The 18500-nt window shown below is 55.5% G+C and carries 16 protein-coding genes; all 16 read right to left on the minus strand.

What is annotated here, in order from left to right:
• Positions 1-9: 9 nt before the first annotated feature.
• Positions 10-909 (minus strand): dTDP-4-dehydrorhamnose reductase, encoded by a 900-nt coding sequence (rfbD, locus tag ACR42C_RS14840; protein ID WP_233002613.1) that lies wholly within the window; start codon positions 907-909, stop codon positions 10-12.
• Positions 909-1994, minus strand: coding sequence for a dTDP-glucose 4,6-dehydratase (gene rfbB / locus ACR42C_RS14845; RefSeq protein ID WP_479984270.1), 1086 nt, complete (start codon positions 1992-1994; stop codon positions 909-911). Before rfbB ends, rfbD begins: the two co-directional genes overlap by 1 nt.
• A gap of 353 nt (positions 1995-2347) precedes the next feature.
• Positions 2348-3244, minus strand: coding sequence for a GalU regulator GalF (gene galF / locus ACR42C_RS14850; RefSeq protein WP_048957548.1), 897 nt, complete (start codon positions 3242-3244; stop codon positions 2348-2350).
• Between the two features lie 176 nt (positions 3245-3420).
• A complete protein-coding gene (gene wcaM, locus ACR42C_RS14855; protein ID WP_116338812.1) occupies positions 3421-4812 on the minus strand; it encodes a colanic acid biosynthesis protein WcaM in 1392 nt (463 codons plus the stop codon).
• Positions 4813-4824: 12 nt separating this feature from the next.
• Positions 4825-6045 carry a colanic acid biosynthesis glycosyltransferase WcaL gene (gene wcaL, locus ACR42C_RS14860; protein WP_316379417.1) on the minus strand — a complete coding sequence of 407 codons (1221 nt, stop codon included), beginning with the start codon at positions 6043-6045 and terminating at the stop codon, positions 4825-4827.
• Positions 6042-7322: a colanic acid biosynthesis pyruvyl transferase WcaK gene (gene wcaK / locus ACR42C_RS14865; RefSeq protein WP_479984271.1), complete on the minus strand. Its 1281-nt coding sequence runs from the start codon at positions 7320-7322 to the stop codon at positions 6042-6044. The genes wcaL and wcaK overlap by 4 nt, the downstream gene beginning before the upstream one ends.
• A gap of 17 nt (positions 7323-7339) precedes the next feature.
• Positions 7340-8818, minus strand: coding sequence for a colanic acid undecaprenyl disphosphate flippase WzxC (gene wzxC, locus ACR42C_RS14870; RefSeq protein WP_316379416.1), 1479 nt, complete (start codon positions 8816-8818; stop codon positions 7340-7342).
• A 1-nt stretch (position 8819) separates the two neighbouring features.
• Complete coding sequence (gene wcaJ / locus ACR42C_RS14875) at positions 8820-10214, minus strand: undecaprenyl-phosphate glucose phosphotransferase (RefSeq protein WP_061097677.1); 1395 nt, start codon at positions 10212-10214, stop codon at positions 8820-8822.
• An 88-nt stretch (positions 10215-10302) separates the two neighbouring features.
• Positions 10303-11673 carry a colanic acid biosynthesis phosphomannomutase CpsG gene (gene cpsG, locus ACR42C_RS14880; RefSeq protein ID WP_316379415.1) on the minus strand — a complete coding sequence of 457 codons (1371 nt, stop codon included), beginning with the start codon at positions 11671-11673 and terminating at the stop codon, positions 10303-10305.
• Between the two features lie 109 nt (positions 11674-11782).
• Entirely contained in the window at positions 11783-13219 is a 1437-nt protein-coding gene (cpsB, locus tag ACR42C_RS14885; RefSeq protein ID WP_316379414.1) for a mannose-1-phosphate guanyltransferase, read from the minus strand.
• Positions 13220-13222: 3 nt separating this feature from the next.
• Positions 13223-14446, minus strand: a complete 1224-nt coding sequence (gene wcaI, locus ACR42C_RS14890; RefSeq protein WP_316379413.1) for a colanic acid biosynthesis fucosyltransferase WcaI — start codon at positions 14444-14446, stop codon at positions 13223-13225.
• Positions 14443-14922, minus strand: a complete 480-nt coding sequence (locus ACR42C_RS14895) for a GDP-mannose mannosyl hydrolase (RefSeq protein WP_233002609.1) — start codon at positions 14920-14922, stop codon at positions 14443-14445. The genes wcaI and ACR42C_RS14895 overlap by 4 nt, the downstream gene beginning before the upstream one ends.
• A 2-nt stretch (positions 14923-14924) precedes the next feature.
• The gene (fcl, locus tag ACR42C_RS14900; protein ID WP_024908102.1) at positions 14925-15890 is read right to left on the minus strand and encodes a GDP-L-fucose synthase; all 966 of its coding nucleotides are present in this window, start codon (positions 15888-15890) and stop codon (positions 14925-14927) included.
• 2 nt (positions 15891-15892) lie between these two features.
• Complete coding sequence (gmd, locus tag ACR42C_RS14905; protein ID WP_003863514.1) at positions 15893-17014, minus strand: GDP-mannose 4,6-dehydratase; 1122 nt, start codon at positions 17012-17014, stop codon at positions 15893-15895.
• 155 nt (positions 17015-17169) lie between these two features.
• Positions 17170-17730, minus strand: coding sequence for a colanic acid biosynthesis acetyltransferase WcaF (gene wcaF, locus ACR42C_RS14910; protein WP_192984960.1), 561 nt, complete (start codon positions 17728-17730; stop codon positions 17170-17172).
• Between the two features lie 15 nt (positions 17731-17745).
• On the minus strand, positions 17746-18492 hold the full coding sequence (gene wcaE / locus ACR42C_RS14915) for a colanic acid biosynthesis glycosyltransferase WcaE (RefSeq protein ID WP_116338796.1): 747 nt from the start codon (positions 18490-18492) through the stop codon (positions 17746-17748).
• Positions 18493-18500 lie beyond the last annotated feature (8 nt).

Raw genomic sequence — 18500 nt, forward strand, 5'->3', positions numbered from 1 at the left:
ACATTATATTCAGATTGCTGTCGCAGCAAACAATTCATTCAGCATACGTTTAACTCCGTTCTCCCAATTGGGAAGAACAAGCCCAAAGGTACGCTGGAATTTTTCATTATTAAGACGAGAGTTATTTGGTCGGCATGCCGGGGTTGGATAAGCGCTGGTTGGTACTTTATTTAACTGCTTGATTGCAAGTGCAACATCAGCTTTTCTGGCTTCGGAAAATACTAATGCAGCATAATCATGCCATGTAGTGACACCACTCGCAACGAGGTGATAAAGGCCAGCAACTTCCTGATTTTTCTGTGCAATCCGAATAGCATGTGCGGTACAATCCGCCAATAATTCTGCACCCGTAGGCGCACCAAACTGATCGTTAATGACGGAAAGTTCAGTTTTCTCTTTAGCCAAACGTAACATGGTTTTTGCAAAGTTATTGCCTTTGCCAGCATAAACCCAACTGGTACGAAAAATAAGGTGCTTTGGACAATACTCTTGTAATGCCCTTTCGCCGGCCAGTTTCGTTTTGCCATAAACATTTAATGGTTCAGTGGCATCATCTTCAAGCCAGGGTGCATCACCGGTACCCGGAAAAACGTAATCAGTCGAGTAATGCACAACCCACGCGCCTGTTTCAGCAGCAGCTCTGGCAATAGCCTCTACGCTTGCGGCATTAAGCAGTTGTGCAAAGTCCACTTCAGATTCAGCTTTATCCACGGCAGTATGTGCGGCAGCATTCACAATCACATCTGGACGTATTTTTCGTACGGTTTCAGCAACACCTTCAGGATTACTAAAATCGCCGCAATAATCAGTAGAATGCACATCAAGGGCGATAATATTTCCCAGCGGGGCGAGTGCCCGTTGCAACTCCCAGCCTACCTGACCATTTTTCCCGAACAACAGAATATTCATTATTTTCGTTCTCCATAATTCTGCTCAATCCAGGTTTTATAAGCCCCGCTTTTTACGTTTTCCACCCAATCGGTATTGCTCAGATACCACTCCACCGTTTTACGAATGCCACTTTCAAAGGTCTCCTGAGGCTTCCACCCTAACTCAGCAGCAATTTTATGCGCATCAATCGCATAGCGGCGGTCATGGCCCGGACGATCAGCAACATAGGTAATCTGATCGCGATACGACCCCTCTTTAGGCACAATCTCATCCAGCAGGTCGCAAATCGTATGCACCACATCCAGGTTCTGTTTCTCGTTATGTCCACCAATGTTGTACGTCTCTCCCGGTTTCCCTTGAGTGACTACGGTGTAGAGTGCACGCGCATGGTCTTCAACATAGAGCCAGTCGCGGATTTGATCGCCCTTGCCGTAAATAGGCAGCGCTTTGCCGTCCAATGCATTCAGAATAACCAGCGGAATCAGTTTTTCCGGGAAATGGTAAGGGCCATAGTTATTTGAACAGTTGGTGACGATGGTCGGGAAACCGTAGGTACGCAGCCAGGCACGAACGAGATGATCGCTGGAGGCTTTTGACGCTGAATACGGACTGCTGGGCGCATAAGCGGTAGTTTCAGTGAAGAGTGGCAGCTCAGTTGATGCAGGATGCTCATCAGGATGCGGCAAATCTCCATACACTTCGTCGGTAGAGATGTGATGGAAACGGAACGCTTTCTTCGCCTGCTCATCCAGCATGGACCAGTACGCACGGGCGGCTTCCAGCAGCACATAAGTGCCGACGATGTTGGTTTCGATAAACGCTGCCGGGCCGGTAATGGAACGATCGACGTGACTTTCAGCGGCCAGGTGCATTACCGCATCAGGCTTATGCTTTGCAAAGATGCGATCCATGGAGTCTTTGTCGCAAATATCGGCATGCTCAAAGGCATATCGGTCGCTAGCACTAACTTCTGTTAGCGACTCCAGATTTCCGGCATAGGTGAGCTTATCTACATTGACGACATCGTCCTGGGTATTTTTAATAATATGTCGCACAACCGCTGAGCCGATAAAACCAGCCCCGCCCGTCACAAGAATTTTCACGTTATCTGTTCCGTCTAGTGTATATGTCTGGATACTGGGGTTCTGAAACCTGAGCGTTTATTAACGGTTTCAGAAATTGAGCACGCTACCGCCCCTGGCTTAACAGCTACCAGTGCACTGAGCGATGTTTGATTGAATGATTTTACTTGTCTGGTTACAGACAAAACTGGCGTTAATTGTCGTCCTAAACGGCCTCAGAAACAAGCACAAATCGCTACAAAGCTGCTGAGATTTGAATCAGATAACCCTATGTAATCATTCAAATTAATAACAAAAAACGGCAGTCATCATTTTGGTTATGTTTCAAAACACCAAAATGATGACTGCCGTTTGTTCTGGTCGTAGAAGGAATATCAGTCGTTAGCCAACAGCTTCTCAATCCGGTTTCTGAACTTCGCCCCTTCCTTCAGGTTACGCAGCCCATAGTTTACAAACGCCTGCATATACCCCAGCTTCTTGCCGCAGTCGTAGCTGTCACCGGTCATCAGCATCGCGTCAACGGACTGTTTTTTCGCCAGTGCTGCAATTGCATCGGTCAACTGGATACGGTCCCAGGCGCCTGGCTCGGTTTTTTCCAGCTCGGCCCAGATATCGGCGTTCAGAACATAACGGCCAACCGCCATCAGGTCAGAATCCAGCGTCTGCGGCTGATCCGGTTTTTCGATGAACTCAACGATGCGGCTCACCTGCCCTTCCGTCTCCAGCGCTTCTTTCGTCTGGATCACGGAGTATTCGGAGAGATCGCCCTTCATGCGTTTCGCCAGCACCTGACTACGGCCGGTTTCATTGAAACGTGCCACCATTGCCGCAAGGTTGTAACGCAGCGGATCGGCTGAAGCGGTATCGATGATGATGTCCGGAAGAACAACGATGAATGGGTTATCACCCACTACCGGACGGGCACACAGAATAGAGTGACCCAAACCCAGCGGCTGTGCCTGACGCACGTTCATAATGGTTACGCCTGGCGGGCAGATTGACTGCACTTCCGCCAGCAGCTGGCGCTTAACGCGCTGCTCAAGCAACGCTTCGAGTTCGTAAGAGGTGTCGAAGTGGTTTTCTACGGCATTCTTAGAAGAATGCGTAACCAGGACGATTTCTTTGATCCCTGCAGCAACAATCTCGTCGACGATGTATTGAATCATCGGTTTGTCGACGATCGGCAGCATCTCTTTAGGAATGGCTTTAGTGGCTGGCAGCATATGCATGCCCAGGCCTGCTACCGGAATGACTGCTTTCAAATTAATCATTATTTCTTCCACCTTAAAATGGTTGACGAATTATAGCTCTTAAACCTGTTTTCGCCAGCATGATTTGCCGTAATCCTCAGGCAATGTTACGCCTTAGCCCCACAAATTTCTGTAGTTGTAATCTGAATAGATCACACTTCTTTGCCAGGAATAGTCTCAAAAAATGAAATTGCCGATTATCTGTGCGGAAGCGCAAAATTCAGCCTTTCCACATTCACTACCTGCTGATCCACCCGGTCAATATCCACCGAGCTCTGCCCTTTCTCATTTACCGCTTTGATGTTAGCCAGCGACAGCAAGGTCTCATCTTTGGCCATAAATTTGCCCCGCACATCTTTACGCAGGTCGAAGTTGATCTTCAGCGCAGGGCCAATGGCAGCTTCCTGCATCACATTGATATTGCGTAAAAAAAGATGCTGCGGTTTATTATGCAGCTCAAGCGTCGCCCGCTTCATCTCAACGTTGGTGATCGCTACAAAGGAGGTCGCGTTACCGGATGAAATTTGTATTCCGCGCAACTTATACGCAAGCTGACGATTATCGAGGTGAATATTGTTGAGCTTGAAGTTCTGGGGTATGGACAAATAATCACCTTTAATTACCCCATAGCCGATTAACATTCCGGCACTATTGACCATGTCGACATTATCAATAATGAAATTATCACAGCCATAAATGGCGACCGTCGCATTGTCTATACCCGCCTTTTTACTGAAATCGGGGGTAATATTTTTTGCCTTAATATTGCGGATAACAAAGTGTTTGCCGTTCTCAACGTGCACCAGCTGGCGACAGTTGCTGCCGGTGATATTTGCCACCACGAAGTTCTTAACGGTTTGCTTTTCCGGGTAGTCGTTATCGTAGGTACTGCCGGCAAGGCCGATGCCGATGCCCCAGTTGATCTTGCCGTTAGTACAGTTGATGTTATCGATCACATGATCGGAGATCAGTATATTGCGGTCATTGATGGCCACATTCCACTCGATCGCATCGCCCTGAAGATGGCTGAATTTGCTGTTGGTGATCCGGGCGCCGTCAACCTGATTGTGAAAGCCCTGGCGCAGGATGGCGTAGTTGGCCTGGCTCACGCTGATGTTATCAATCAGCAGATTGCGCATCACTCTTGGTTTCTTGCCGCCAATGTAGATCTGGGTCACCGGACCAAACCCGCTCATCGCCAGCCCTTTGATCGCACAGTCCGAGCCGCGAACGTCGAGCGTAATGTTCTCCGTGCGCCCGCCACCTTCACCAATCACTTTGCAGCCTTCCTGCAGCACAAAGCGGCCGCGTCCGTTGCCGGTTAACGCTCCGCGGATCAGCAGCGTTTTACCGTCGGGAATGAAAATGCCCGTATTAATGTTTTCACAGGTGAGTCCGGCCGGAACAACGACAGTGTCACCATCCTTAAACGCCTGCTTAAAAGCGGCGATCCAGTCGTTGTTATTGTACTGATTAATGGAGACCGTCTTTCCGCTTGCCGCCCGCGCGATGCGGGAAGACAGCAGCGGCGTGGCCGCCAGAACGGAAAGAGAAGAGACAAAAGTGCGTCGGGTAATCTTTTTCAGCATACAACCTCGGCGTTACAGCGTTTGCAGCAGGCTCGCTAACTGGCGGTTAATCACCTGCTGGTTAAAATCGGTTTCAACTTTTTGTCGGGCATTGTGGAGCACGGGCTCCAGCGCCTGCTGGTCGATGTCGCTGAAGGCAGCTAATCGATCCGCGAGGGCCATCGCGTTATTCTCCGGCACCAGCCAGCCGGAATGGTCAGATTTGATCAGCTCAGGGATCCCGCTGTGCAGGGTGGATACCACCGGAATACCCACGGCCATCGCCTCCATCAGCGCCACCGGAATGCCTTCCATATCGCCATCCGCGCCCGTGACTGAAGGCAGCAGAAATACATCTGCCTCATCAAGCATGGCCTTGACCTCATGGCTCGGCTTGAAGCCCGGCATCTCCACGACATCGTCCAGTTGATACTGTTCGATAAGCGTGCGCAGACGGCGCTCCCACGGCCCGATGCCGAGAATTCGATAGTGGAACGCTACCCCGCGCGCTTTCAGCTGGCGGCAGGCCTCAATCGCCACGTGCAAACCTTTCTTCTCGGTCAGACGGGCCACGGAGATGATCTGCAGCGGTGTTCCCGGCACCTTAACCGGACGGCGGGTAAAGCGCGTTAAATCCACACCCATACGCGACACGGCAATCTTCTCTCCCGGGCAGCCCATGCTTTTCAGCCGTCCTGCCCACAGGTCGCTGATGGGAAGCATCATGTCACCGCGGCGGAAAAGCTGCTGATACTCCGGCGTGTAGTGGTTCAGCACCTCGCGGCTGGAAATGTCGATACCGTGGAAAATGGTCGCAATTTTGCCGTCAATCACGCCCAGCTCACGCAGCTTCGCGGCGGTAACGCCCGCCGGGCCAAAGTGGGCGATAAACACGTCGGCACGATACGGCTGCGCCGTTTGCCCGCAGATGGCCGACAGGATCAGATTGCGAGATTCCGATCCATAGCGGGAAACGTTCAGCGCCCGCCACGTCGACGCGCGATGGAGCCCGCGCAACGTCTGGCTGGCCCGGTAGCGCAGCTTACTCAGCTTCCCGGCCGGTTCGTCCTGCAGCCAGCGGGTCTTCGCCTCCAGCCCATACTGGGTATACGCCGCATGGGTATTTTTGGTGTCGCCCTTCTGCAGGGCGACGATCTCCACGTCATATCCCATATCGATAAACGCGGTGATTTGGTTCAGTACAAAGGTCTCAGACGACAGCGGAAATTTCAGTAAGAAGAAACCAACCTTCATTTCCCCTCCCGCACGCGGTCAAGTACCGATTTCACCATGCCAATGCCCTTCTCTCGCTCGGCTTTCACCGCTACTGCCAGACGCTCGTTAATCGCAGGCAACTGGCCGAGGGTGTCGCCCACCATCGCACCGAGCGATCCGTCCAGCAGATGACGAATATCCACGGCCATCTCCGGCATGCCAAGCTGCTGCATAATCCCGGCAGACTTGTGCTCATAGTTAATGGCGATGGCTGGGGTACCGAAGTTCATGGAGATAATCGCCGAGTGCAAACGGGTGCCGACGGTCAGGTCGCAGGCTGCGAGCAGCTTGCCCATCTCCAGGTCATTCAGCTCGTCCATCACCACGTGGTAGCGGGACGGGTCGTTCACCAGGTTGCGCAGGTTCAGCGCTACCATGCGGTCGTCTTTGTTGTAGCTGTCGATCCCGGTACAGGTTGAGAGCGCCAGCACCTGGTAACCGCTGTCCAGCACGCGGTTCACCACGTCGGCAAAGGCTTTCTCGTACGCCGTCTGGGTCGTGCCGAGGCGTTTATCAAACGGGGCCAGCTCGCGCAGGGTGATCGCGACGGTTTTCTGTTTCGCGGCTACGTCGAGCCAGTGCTGCACCGCGTAACTCGGCTGGAAGCCATCGTCCTGGTGATCCACAAGCCAGGCGGTGTCCACGCCATGCTCAACTTTTGAGGTGTCGATTTCACTGCGCTTCATCATGTCGAGGCTGACCGACTCGCGCAAGATCAGCGCGTCGCAGTGGCCAAACACATAATTTGCCAGCTGATTAAACTGCGGATCCTGGAATGGCCCCACGCTGTGGCCGATCATAAACAGCGGCTTTTTCGCCATGAACGTGCACAGCGCATGCTCAAACTGCGGCACGCCGTAGAGATCGACGAAGAACGAACCGCCGACCTGGATAATGGCATCATAGCCGGACAGCAGACGCACGAAATCCGTAAAGCCCTGCGCGATAGCGATGTTGCGCAGCTTGCCGGTGTCGGTCACGCGGGAAAGCAGCACCTGATGCTGGTAGCGACGGCGCAGCACTTTCTTCACGCGCCCCATCACGCCCGCGGCGTTGTTATGCTGTTTCATCTGGCTATAGAGCGGGTCGCCCATCACCGGGCGGTTCAGTAACCAGGATGAGCTGACCGGATAACGGCTCATCACGTCCACTTCAGTCTCAGGCTTAAGGGTGTTAATTGCATCCAGTAAACCGCGCAGGATGGCGCTGTCGCCACGGTTGCCGCAGGTATGGTTGCCAAGAATTAATAATTTCATAATGGCCTCTTAAATAACTAGCCTGCGCGAAGCAGCGTTTTCATTTTTTCGTTACGGCAAAACTGGCGCTTCATCTCCACCACCAGCGCGTTGCGCGACAGCACAATCATCACGACGAATGCCAGCGCGCCCGCGGCAACCTGTACCGCCAGCAGCGCACCCAGCGGCAGATGACCGCTGAGGATGATGCCCAGGCCGTAGCTCACCACCAGGGTCGGCAATGAGAGATAGAACGGCAGCCACAGGCTCAGGATGTACTGACGGTAGCTGGAGCCCAGCACCGGCTTGATCATGATGAAGTAGCTCAGAACGGTGTTGACTACCTGCACCAGCAGGAAGCCCAGCGTGACGCCGATGGCGCCCGCCATATGCCCGCCAACGATAATCGCTGGTATAAACAGGAAGGTTTTGAACACGTTGAACTTAAAGCTGATATCCACGCGCGCCTTCGCCATCAGAAGCGAGCCGATCGGATTTCCCACGGAGCGCAGCAGCCCCACCACGCACAGCAGCTGCAGGATCGGGATGATGCCGTTCCACTTCTCGCCAAACACCAGCGGCACGAAGTTGCTGGAAACCACCATCAGCCCCAGCAGCACCGGGAAGTTGATAATCCCCACCACGGAAAGCAGCTTGTAGAAATTAACGCGCAGCTTCTCGGTGTCGTCCTGAATTTTGGCGAACGCCGGGAACAGGACGCGGGTGATTATCGGGTTCAGCTTCATCGGCGGCACCACCGCGACGTTGTAGGCCAGGTTGTAGCCCCCCGCCACGCTGGCGCCGAGAATACGTGCCAACACCAGCGTCGAGAGGTTGGTGTTCACGTAGTTAATAATGCTGTCCGCCGTCAGCCACGCACCAAAACGCAGGTTGGACGAGACGGACGCGAGAGAGAAGTGCAGTCCCGGACGGTAAATCTTACGGCCAAAGTAGCCGAACAGCAGCGTACGCACGGCAGAGTTAACCAGGTAACCGAGGATGGCGGTCATCGCCAGCGGCCAGAAATGGGCGCTCACCACGGTAAAGGTAAAGCCCGCCAGCACCGCGCTGGTCTCGATCATGCCAATCTTGTTGAACTCCAGCTCTTTCTGCATCAGCGCGCGGAACTGCTGCCCGTGAGGGATCACCACAAAGGCAAACGACAGCGTGCGCATCAGCGGAGCGAGATCCGGGTTGTGCAGCACGCTGGCGATGGTGTCGCTTAGCAGGAAGACCAGCACAAATACGAAAATGCCCAGCCCGACGTTCAGCCAGTAGAGCGTGGTCAGCTCGAGATGGCTGATCTCTTTACGCTGAATAATGGAGTTGGCGATACCAAAGTCAGACAGCGTGTCGGCCAGTGCGATGATCACCAGCGAGACGGTCAGCAGGCCGAACTGGTGATTATCAATAATGCGCGCCAGCACCGTCATCTGCACCAGGCCGAGGCCAATGATGACGATGGTCGCCATCGCTGACCACTTGGCGCCGCTGATGGTTTTTTCACGTAAGCTCATCTTAGTACGCCGCTTTGTTCACGAAACCTTTGAAGATGGTCAGAAAAACAATCTTGATATCGAACCAGAGGCTCCACTCGCGGATGTACTCCAGATCGAACTCGATGCGTTTTTCCATTTTTTCCAGCGTGTCGGTCTCGCCGCGCCAGCCGTTGATTTGTGCCCAGCCGGTGATGCCCGGCTTCACCTTATGGCGCAGCATGTAGCCTTCAATCAGCGAGCGGTACTGCTCGTTATGCGCCACCGCGTGCGGACGCGGGCCAACAATCGACATGCCGCCGGTAAAGACGTTGATGAACTGCGGCAGCTCGTCCAGCGAGGTGCGGCGCAGGAAGTTCCCCACGCGGGTGACGCGCGGATCGTTCTGCGTCGCCTGGGTCACCACCTTGTCGTTCTCCATCACCTTCATGGAGCGGAATTTCCACACCATAATCGGCTTACCGTCCATGCCGTAGCGGGTCTGACGGAAGATAACCGGGCCGGGAGAGCTCAGCTTCACCGCCAGGGCAATGCAGCACAGAACAGGGGAAATAAGCAGTAAAATCAGCGAAGAGAGCACGATATCTTCCACGCGCTTGAGCACGCGGTTAATGCCCGACAGCGGCGTGTCGTACAGCGGTACCACCGGCACGCCGTTCACCTCTTCAATACGGGAGTGCAGGATGTTGAAGGTAAAGACGTCCGGGATGAGGATCACCGAGCAGGTGGTGTCCGCCAGCTCGCGCATCAGCTGCTTGATGCGGGATTCGTCCTTCATCTGCATGGCGATGTAGACGTTATGAATTTTGCCGGCCTTCGCGTCTTCAATAAGCTGCGCGTAATTCCCCGCCCAGTCCGCAGGCACGCCGCCCGGCTTCGCGTCGTGGTAAATCCCCACCACTTCGAACCCTAACCACGGCTCTTTGCGGAAGCTGTCGAGCAGCACCCGCCCGACCGGTAAATCTCCCGCCACGGCGACAAAACGACGGTTATAGCCACGGTTACGCAGCCAGCCCGCGCCAAAGCGGATCAGGGAACGGCACACGACCATGCCGACGCTGGTTAACAGGTACCAGCAGAGATAGGTCACGAAGCGGTTGTCAAAATCATGGCTGAACGCCACCAGACCCGCACTGAAGATCAGGCTCAGGGTCCAGTTCTGCAGCAACAGCATCAGTTCGGTGGTCATTTTCACGCCGCGCCACGAGCGGTAGAAATCGGTCATCCCGCCGATCATCTGAAACACGACCAGGGCAATCAGGGCCATCAGCAGATGCATATATAAGAACGGCAGCCCGCTGATCCGACACACCGCCCACAATCCACCGACCATGATGGTGATATCAGAAAAACGCTGCACCATAGAGATTAACGATGCATTCGTTCTCGCTCGTTCGCGTTTTTTTAGATTCGTCATCGTTGTTCCTTTATTCAACCAACCCCCCCCCTCACCCCGGCCCTCTCCCCAAAGGGGAGAGGGTTAGGGTGAGGGGTAAGGTTTCGTATTACTGATTCAACAGCGCCAGAATGTCCTTTGTTCGGGCTTCCATCAGCGCCGTGTCAGCCCGGGACTCCACGTTCAGGCGCACCACCGGCTCGGTGTTGGACGAGCGCAGGTTGAAGCGCCACTGTGGAAACGCCATGCTGATGCCGTCGGTACGGTCAATTTCCAGCGCATGAAGGGCAAAGTGCTGCTCCACGCGGGCAATGGCCTCGGCTGGCTGCGCCAGCTTGCTGTTGATCTCTCCGCTCGCCGGGAACGCCGCCATGCGGTCGCGCACCAGCTCGCCCAGGGTTTTCCCCTTCAGGCACAGCAGCTCGGTGACCAGCAGCCACGGGATCATCCCGCTGTCGCAGTAGGCAAAATCGCGGAAGTAGTGGTGGGCGCTCATCTCGCCGCCGTAGATGGCGTCTTCTTCGCGCATGCGCTCTTTGATGAAGGCGTGACCGGTTTTGGACATCACCGGCGTGCCGCCCGCCGCGGACACCACGTCGACGGTGTTCCAGGAAAGGCGCGGGTCATGGATGATTTTCGCGCCCGGTTTTTTCTCGAGGAACGCTTCCGCCAGCAGGCCGACAATGTAGTAGCCCTCGATGAACTGCCCTTTCTCGTCGAACAGGAAGCAGCGGTCGAAATCGCCGTCAAAAGCGATGCCCATATCCGCGCCGTGCTCAATCACCGCGTTGCGGGTGTCGTCGCGGCACTCCGGCAGCAGCGGGTTAGGAATACCGTTCGGGAAATTGCCGTCCGGCGTGTTGTGTACCTTGACGAAGGTCACCGGCACGTTCAGCGCCTTAAAGCGCGCTTCCAGCGCATCCACCACCGGGCCGGCCGCGCCGTTACCGGAGTTGATCACCAGCTTCAGCGGCTTGAGGTTCGCCACGTTGATATAGCCCAGCAGGTGGTCGATGTACTCTTTCTGCAGGTTGATTTTTTTGTAGCTGCCGCGCTTCGCCTCGTTCACCGGCGGGAAATCGTTGGCTTCCGCCAGACGCTGCACGTCGCGCAGACCGGTGTCGCCGCTGATGGGACGGGCGCCCTTGCGCACCAGCTTCATGCCGTTGTAGTCCATCGGGTTGTGGCTGGCCGTCACTTCGATACCGCCGTCCACGCCCAGGTGGAAGGTGGCAAAGTAAATCTCTTCGGTTCCGGACAGGCCGATATCCAGCACGTCCACGCCCGCGTCCTGCAGCCCTTTCGCCAGCGCCAGCTTCAGGGATTCACTGGTCAGACGCACGTCGCCGCCCAGCACGATGGTCTTTGGTTTTAAATATTCGCCGTACGCGCGGCCAATGCGCCACGCGATGTCTTCATTCAGCTCTTCGCCCAGCTTGCCGCGAATATCGTAGGCTTTAAAACAGGTTAATTTTTCCATGATGACCTCTTTTTCAGGCAACAGTTGGCCCTGACCACTTAATGGCCAAATTTATTTTTGTCATTCGTAGGCCCGGCTGGCGCAGCGCCGCCGGGCATGATGCGGAGTGCTACACGCGCCCGTAACGATCCTGGAAGCGCACGATATCGTCCTCTTCCAGATACGAGCCGGAGCGCACCTCAATTAAGTCGAGAGGAATTTTCCCCGGGTTTTCCAGACAGTGCGTGGCGCCCAGCGGAATATAAATGGACTCGTTCTCACCCAGCAGCTTCACTTCGCCGTCGATGGTCACTTTGGCCGTACCCGCCACCACGACCCAGTGCTCGGCGCGGTGATGGTGCATCTGCACCGACAGCCCCTCGCCCGGCTTCACGGTGATACGCTTCACCTGATAGCGGTCACCCGCGTCGATGGAGTCATACTTACCCCACGGACGGTACACTTCACGGTGAATGTGGTGCTCGTGACGGCCATCGGCCTTAATCTTCTCCACCACTTTTTTAACGTCCTGCACGGCGTTACGGTCGGCAATCAGCACGGCGTCTTTGGTCTGGACAACCACCAGATCCTTCACTCCGACCGTGGTCACCAGGCCGGACTCGGCGTAAACGTAGCTGTTTTCGGTTTTGTGGCTAATCACATCGCCGTGATGGACGTTCCCCTCCGGGGTATGGGCGCTGATCTCCCACAGGGAGGACCAGGAGCCTACGTCGCTCCAGCCCGCATCCATCGGTACAACCACGGCGTCAGCCGTACGTTCCATCACCGCGTAGTCAATGGACTCTTCCGGGCAGGCGAGGAAAGCCTCTTCATCCACGCGGATGAAGTCGAGATCCGGGTCCACCACCGCCATCGCTTTCTCGCAGGCGCTCAGAATATCCGGGCGGTATTTACGCAGCTCTTCCAGGTAGCGTCCGGCACGGAACAGGAACATCCCGCTGTTCCAGTAATACTCACCGCTGGCGACATACGCCTGCGCGGTTTCGAGATTCGGTTTTTCAACAAACTGCGCCACGTCAAAGGCCACGCTGTCGCCTTCACCCGGCGTTACGTTGCCGCGACGGATGTAGCCGTAGCCGGTTTCCGGCAGGTCCGGCACGATGCCAAAGGTCACCAGCTTGCCGCTCTCGGCGTAAGGAATCGCCGCACGCACCGCGTCGCGGAACGCCTCTTCCTGCTGGATAACGTGGTCTGCCGCCAGGACCAGCATCAGCGGGTCGCAGTCAGGACTGCTGCGTTTTGCCGCCAGCGCCGCCAGGGCGATCGCGGGCGCGGTATTGCGACCGGCGGGCTCCAGGATGATGTTTTCCGTGAGCTTATTCAGCTGACGCAGCTGCTCGGCAACAATAAAGCGGTGCTGTTCGTTACAAATCACCACCGGGCTTTCACACTCCACGCCGTGCAGACGGTTTACCGTGGTCTGCAGCATGGTGAGCTCCCCTTTCAGACAGAGGAACTGCTTTGGATAGAGCACGCGGGACAGCGGCCACAACCGGCTACCAGAGCCACCAGCCATCACAACCGGATACAAAGTGGTTTGACTCATGATTTATCCCCGTATATCTGCAATAAATTGGCTCAGCACGTTCTCTTTCTCGAGCGTGCGTTCGGCATATTCACGTGCCACCGTGTTCACTTTTGGCATGGCGAGTGCCTGCTCAATGCCGGTGACCAGCGCCGGAACCGATTCCGGCTCCACGCACACGGCAATTCCCGGATAGCTGTCACACAGCTGGCCTAATTCTGTTTCGGCTTCAGCCGTAATTACCGCGTTACCGCCCACTGCCAGAATGTTGGTCAGCTTGGACGGCAGCACCGCGTCCGCGGCGCCGCGTTTTTGCACAACCAGATGGCAGTCGCCCATCTTCAGCAGCGCAGGTAATGCCTCGTAAGACTGAAGCGGGAAAAATTTCACGTTGGTCAGGCCGCGTTCCCCGGCCATTTTTTCCAGCCGTGCCTTTCCACCGCCCTGCCCGACAATCACAAACGTCCACGGCTGTTCACTCAGCAATTGGGCCGCTTCAATCACGCTCTCCAGCCCCTGCTTTTCGCCGATGTTGCCTGAGTAAAGAATGATTTTTTGATCTTCAGGCAAACCGAGCTGCGCGCGCAGCGCCTGAGCGTCTTGCTCTGTCACATCGCGAAAACGCGCCACTTCTGACCAGTTCGGGAAGAAGATCACCTTCTGGGCCGGAACGCCCTTCTCCTGCGCCTTGTTCATCATCGAGCGCGAGATGGTCGAGACGTAATCCACGTTATGCAGGCCGCTGCGCTCAAAGGCGCTGGCGAGCTTCGCCACCTTGCCGCCCTTGCCTTTGCCTGCCATCCCCAGGCCCAGCATGGCGTCAACTTCATAATCCTGAATGTGCAGCAGGGTGCGCGCACCGGAGAGTTTGCCCAGCAGGCGCATGCCCGGCGTGCAGAACAGCGTCGGCACCACGCCGATGATACGATCCGGCTTCCAGCGACGCTGCGCCATCAGCGGGAAGAAGCTGCTCAGGGCAAAGCTGCCCAGATGAAGTAACCGTTTCAGCGTCGAAGGCTGCTTCGGCACGTAGAGCGGGCAGCGCCAGACGGTCGCTGCTCCCTCTTCACGGCGATAGCGCCAGCTTGAGTAGCGCTCCCCGACTTTCCACTCCGGGTAGTACGGCGGCGCGGTAATGACCCGCACGTCATGTCCCTGGCTCGCCATCCACTCGACCATCTCGCCGGTGTATTTCCCGATGCCGGTTAATTCCGGCGAGTAGTTGATTCCGTACACTAAAATTTTCATATGCCCGGCACCCCGGCCTGACGTTCTGGGAGGAAATAGGCACGGCTGTTGTCATGCACATTGTCGCTCGCCAGCAGCGCCGCGGGCGTCTGCCAGCGGTAGTCGTCATGCTGAGAATCAGGCAGACGCAGGTCTGCCTCACTCACCTTCAGGCGGAACCCCAGCACGATGTAGTGCGTGGAAAACCCGGTGCCTGAAAAGTTATCGTCATAGAAGTGCTGCCAGACCCCGTAAAACTGGCCCGCTGCCATCGGCAGCTGCAGGCCCAGCTCCGCCAGAGTGAGACGCTCAAACGCATCGCTGAGCGTCTCATCCTTTTGCACGCGCCCGCCGGGCACGAACCAGAAGCCCTGTGCAGGACGGTTGGTTCGTTTTCCCAGCAAGAACTCGCCGCGTTCGTTCTCCACGATCAAATCAATCGAGATGAGCGGAGTGGAACGCACCACCGTGGCAAAATCTTCCTGACTTAAAAACATCGTTACCCCCGGAAGCGGTGCTGGTTTTCCAGGAACCACTGGTAGGTGCTGGCCAGCCCCTGCTCCAGTGACACCTCGTGATACCAGCCCAGCTGATGCAGACGGGTCACGTCCAGCAGCTTGCGCGGCGTGCCGTCCGGTTTAGTCGCGTCAAACACCACGCGGCCCTTGTAGCCCACCACCTGCGCGATGGTTTGCGCCAGCTCGCGAATGGTGCAGTCCACGCCGGTACCCACGTTGATGTGCGACAGCATCGGCTCGGTGTTCTCCTGCCACACCTCGCGATCCAGCTCCATCACGTGAATGCTGGCCGCAGCCATGTCGTCCACGTGCAGGAACTCGCGCATCGGCGTCCCGCTGCCCCACACCACCACGTCCGGCGCGTTCTCAGCGGTCGCCTCGTGGAAGCGGCGCAGCAGCGCCGGGATCACGTGCGAGTTGCTCGGGTGGAAGTTGTCGTGCGGCCCGTACAGGTTGGTCGGCATCACCGAGCGATAGTCGCGGTTGTACTGACGGTTGTAGGACTCGCACAGCTTGATCCCGGCAATTTTGGCAATCGCGTACGGCTCGTTGGTTGCTTCAAGCGTGCCCTGCAGCAGCTCGCTCTCGGCGATCGGCTGCTTCGCCATTTTCGGGTAAATACAGGACGACCCGAGGAACAGCAGCTTATTCACGTTGTGCAGGTGCGCCGCGTGAATGATGTTGCTCTCGATCATCATGTTCTCGTAGATGAAATCCGCCGGGTAGGTGTTGTTAGCGACAATGCCGCCCACCTTCGCCGCCGCCAGATACACCTGATCAATGCGTTCGTTTGCAAAGAAGTCCTGTACCGCACGGCTGTCGAGCAGGTTCAGCTCGTCACGCGTGCGGACAATCACCTCTACGTCACCGCGCTGTTCCAGCTGGCGAACAATCGCGGAACCCACCATTCCGCGATGACCGGCGACAAAAATACGTTGTTTTGTCATTCTCAGGACTCCAGCGCGATGGCAACCTCGTAGCCATGAGACTTGAGCAGGGAGTGTTTTTTCGCTGCTTCAAGATCTTTGGCCACCATCTCGGAAACCATCTCCTGCAGAGTGGTCTCTGGTTTCCAGCCCAGCTTCTCGTGCGCTTTGGTTGGGTCACCCAGCAGGGTTTCTACTTCAGCAGGACGGAAGTAGCGCGGGTCAACCTGCACAATTACGTCGCCTGGCTTCACGCCCGGCGCGTCGTGGCCGGTCACGGAAACAACGATACCCTTCTCTTCCACGCCGGTGCCTTCGAAGCGCAGCTTGATGCCCAGCTGTGCCGCGGCCATTTCAACGAACTGACGCACGGAGTACTGCACGCCGGTTGCGATAACGAAGTCTTCTGGCTGTTCCTGCTGCAACATCATCCACTGCATTTTCACGTAGTCTTTCGCATGGCCCCAGTCACGCAGGGAGTCCATGTTGCCGAGGTGCAGGCAAGACTCCAGACCCTGCGCGATGTTGGCGATAGCGCGGGTGATTTTGCGGGTCACGAAGGTTTCGCCGCGGCGCGGAGATTCGTGGTTGAACAGGATGCCGTTACAGGCGTACATACCGTAGGATTCACGGTAGTTCACGGTGATCCAGTAGGCGTACAGTTTTGCTACCGCATACGGAGAGCGCGGGTAGAACGGCGTGGTCTCTTTCTGTGGGATTTCCTGCACCAGGCCGTACAGCTCGGAGGTGGATGCCTGGTAGAAGCGGGTTTTCTTCTCAAGACCGAGGAAGCGGATAGCTTCCAGCAGACGCAGAGTACCCATGGCGTCAACGTCAGCGGTGTATTCCGGAGATTCGAAGGAAACCGCTACGTGGCTCATCGCGCCCAGGTTGTACACTTCATCCGGCTGCACTTCCTGCAGGATACGGGTCAGGTTGGAGGTATCGGTCAGGTCGCCGTAGTGCAGGTGGAATTTCGGGTTCGCCGCGTGCGGATCCTGATAGATGTGATCGACACGCTCGGTGTTGAATGAAGACGCACGACGTTTAATACCGTGCACTTCATACCCTTTTTCCAGCAGCAGTTCTGCCAGGTAAGAACCATCCTGCCCGGTAACGCCGGTGATGAGAGCGACTTTAGACATGTTTTATTCCTCTACTTATGAATTTAATCAGAGCCGTTAAGTAGGCTATCTTTTTTGTCATTTTGAACGTGGGCTGTGCTCGAAATCCTCACGTACCTAAGTACGTTCCGGTTTCTCCGCGCAGTCCGCGTTCAAACTGCCTGCAACGATTACGCCTACTTAACAAGGCTCTTCGTTTCAACGCGTTCGCGTATCACCACTGCGGGGTTGCCACGGCAAACTTTATTTGCCGGTAGCGATTTAAAAACGCTGCTGCGGGCACCCACTACCGTGCCATCGCCAACAGAAACACCCGGTGCAACAAAAACATCCGTTGCCAGCCAGCATTTTTCGCCGATCGCAATAGGCGAAGCGGTAATATCAAAATGCGGGCTCATAAAGTCGTGGCTGCCGGTGCACAAATAACATTTCTGTGAAACCACCGAATTTGCGCCAATCGTAATTTCGCCCAGGGTATATAGCACCGCATCATCCCCAACCCATGCATAATCCCCAAGTGTTAATTTCCACGGATAGGTAATTTTCACAGAAGGTCGGATGACTACGTTTTTTCCTATTTTTGCGCCAAACAGGCGCAATAAAAAGGCTCGCCAGCGGTACAGTATTTGCGGCGACCAGGCAAATAAGGTTGCCTGAACCGCCCACCACAGCTGTACCTTAATACCGTTCCCGCCCCGAAAACCTTTCGGTACGGAGAAACCTTTTAAATCCTGCATTGCGTTTCCTTATATTCAGGCTTTGTTATATAAGGTTTTCGTTTTGCCCGTGGTACGCAGGCGTAATAAATAAGACAATTCCGCCCAAAATCCCGGCACGCGTAATATTTGACGCTGCACGTTTTTTGCGTCCTGGCATAATTCCAGATTATTTGACGTTGACACGCCGCCCATCGAGAATTCAGACACCAGCCCTTTAATTCGACGAAACGGGTAACCTGATTTATACAGGCTGGCGGCCAGCGCATAATCAGATGACACCTTGTACTGCAAATCATAAGGCTGTTTTTTCAGACCTTTTACCGGGAAGAAAATGGCCTGATGGCTGGCGGGCAAACTGTGGTAGATATACCAGCCTGGCTTCGCGCTGCGGCACACTTTATGTCCGTCACCAAAATCGAGCAGCGCATCGCCAATATACATGGCGTCCTCTTTCTGGCGAGCCAGCTGACGGGCAAACAGCGCCACGTCGTCGTGGAAAATATCGCCGGAATTGAGGAAGATGGCATAACGGCCCTGGGCCATATTAATGCCTTTATTCATCGCATCGTAGATGCCTTTATCTTTCTCGCTGATGTAGCGTAAGTTGAACTCACCGTTGAGTTTTTCCAGAAACTCCGCCGTGCCATCGTTCGAGCCGCCGTCGACCACAATCCACTCAAAGGTGAGGCTCGGATCGCGCGCCAGGTTGCGCAGCGAGCGCCAGGTTTTTACTACCCCTTCGTAATTACGAAAAGCGACAGTAATGACGCTAAGAAACATAAATCACC

It is taken from the genome of Enterobacter sp. MG-EB028 (genome assembly GCF_056673305.1).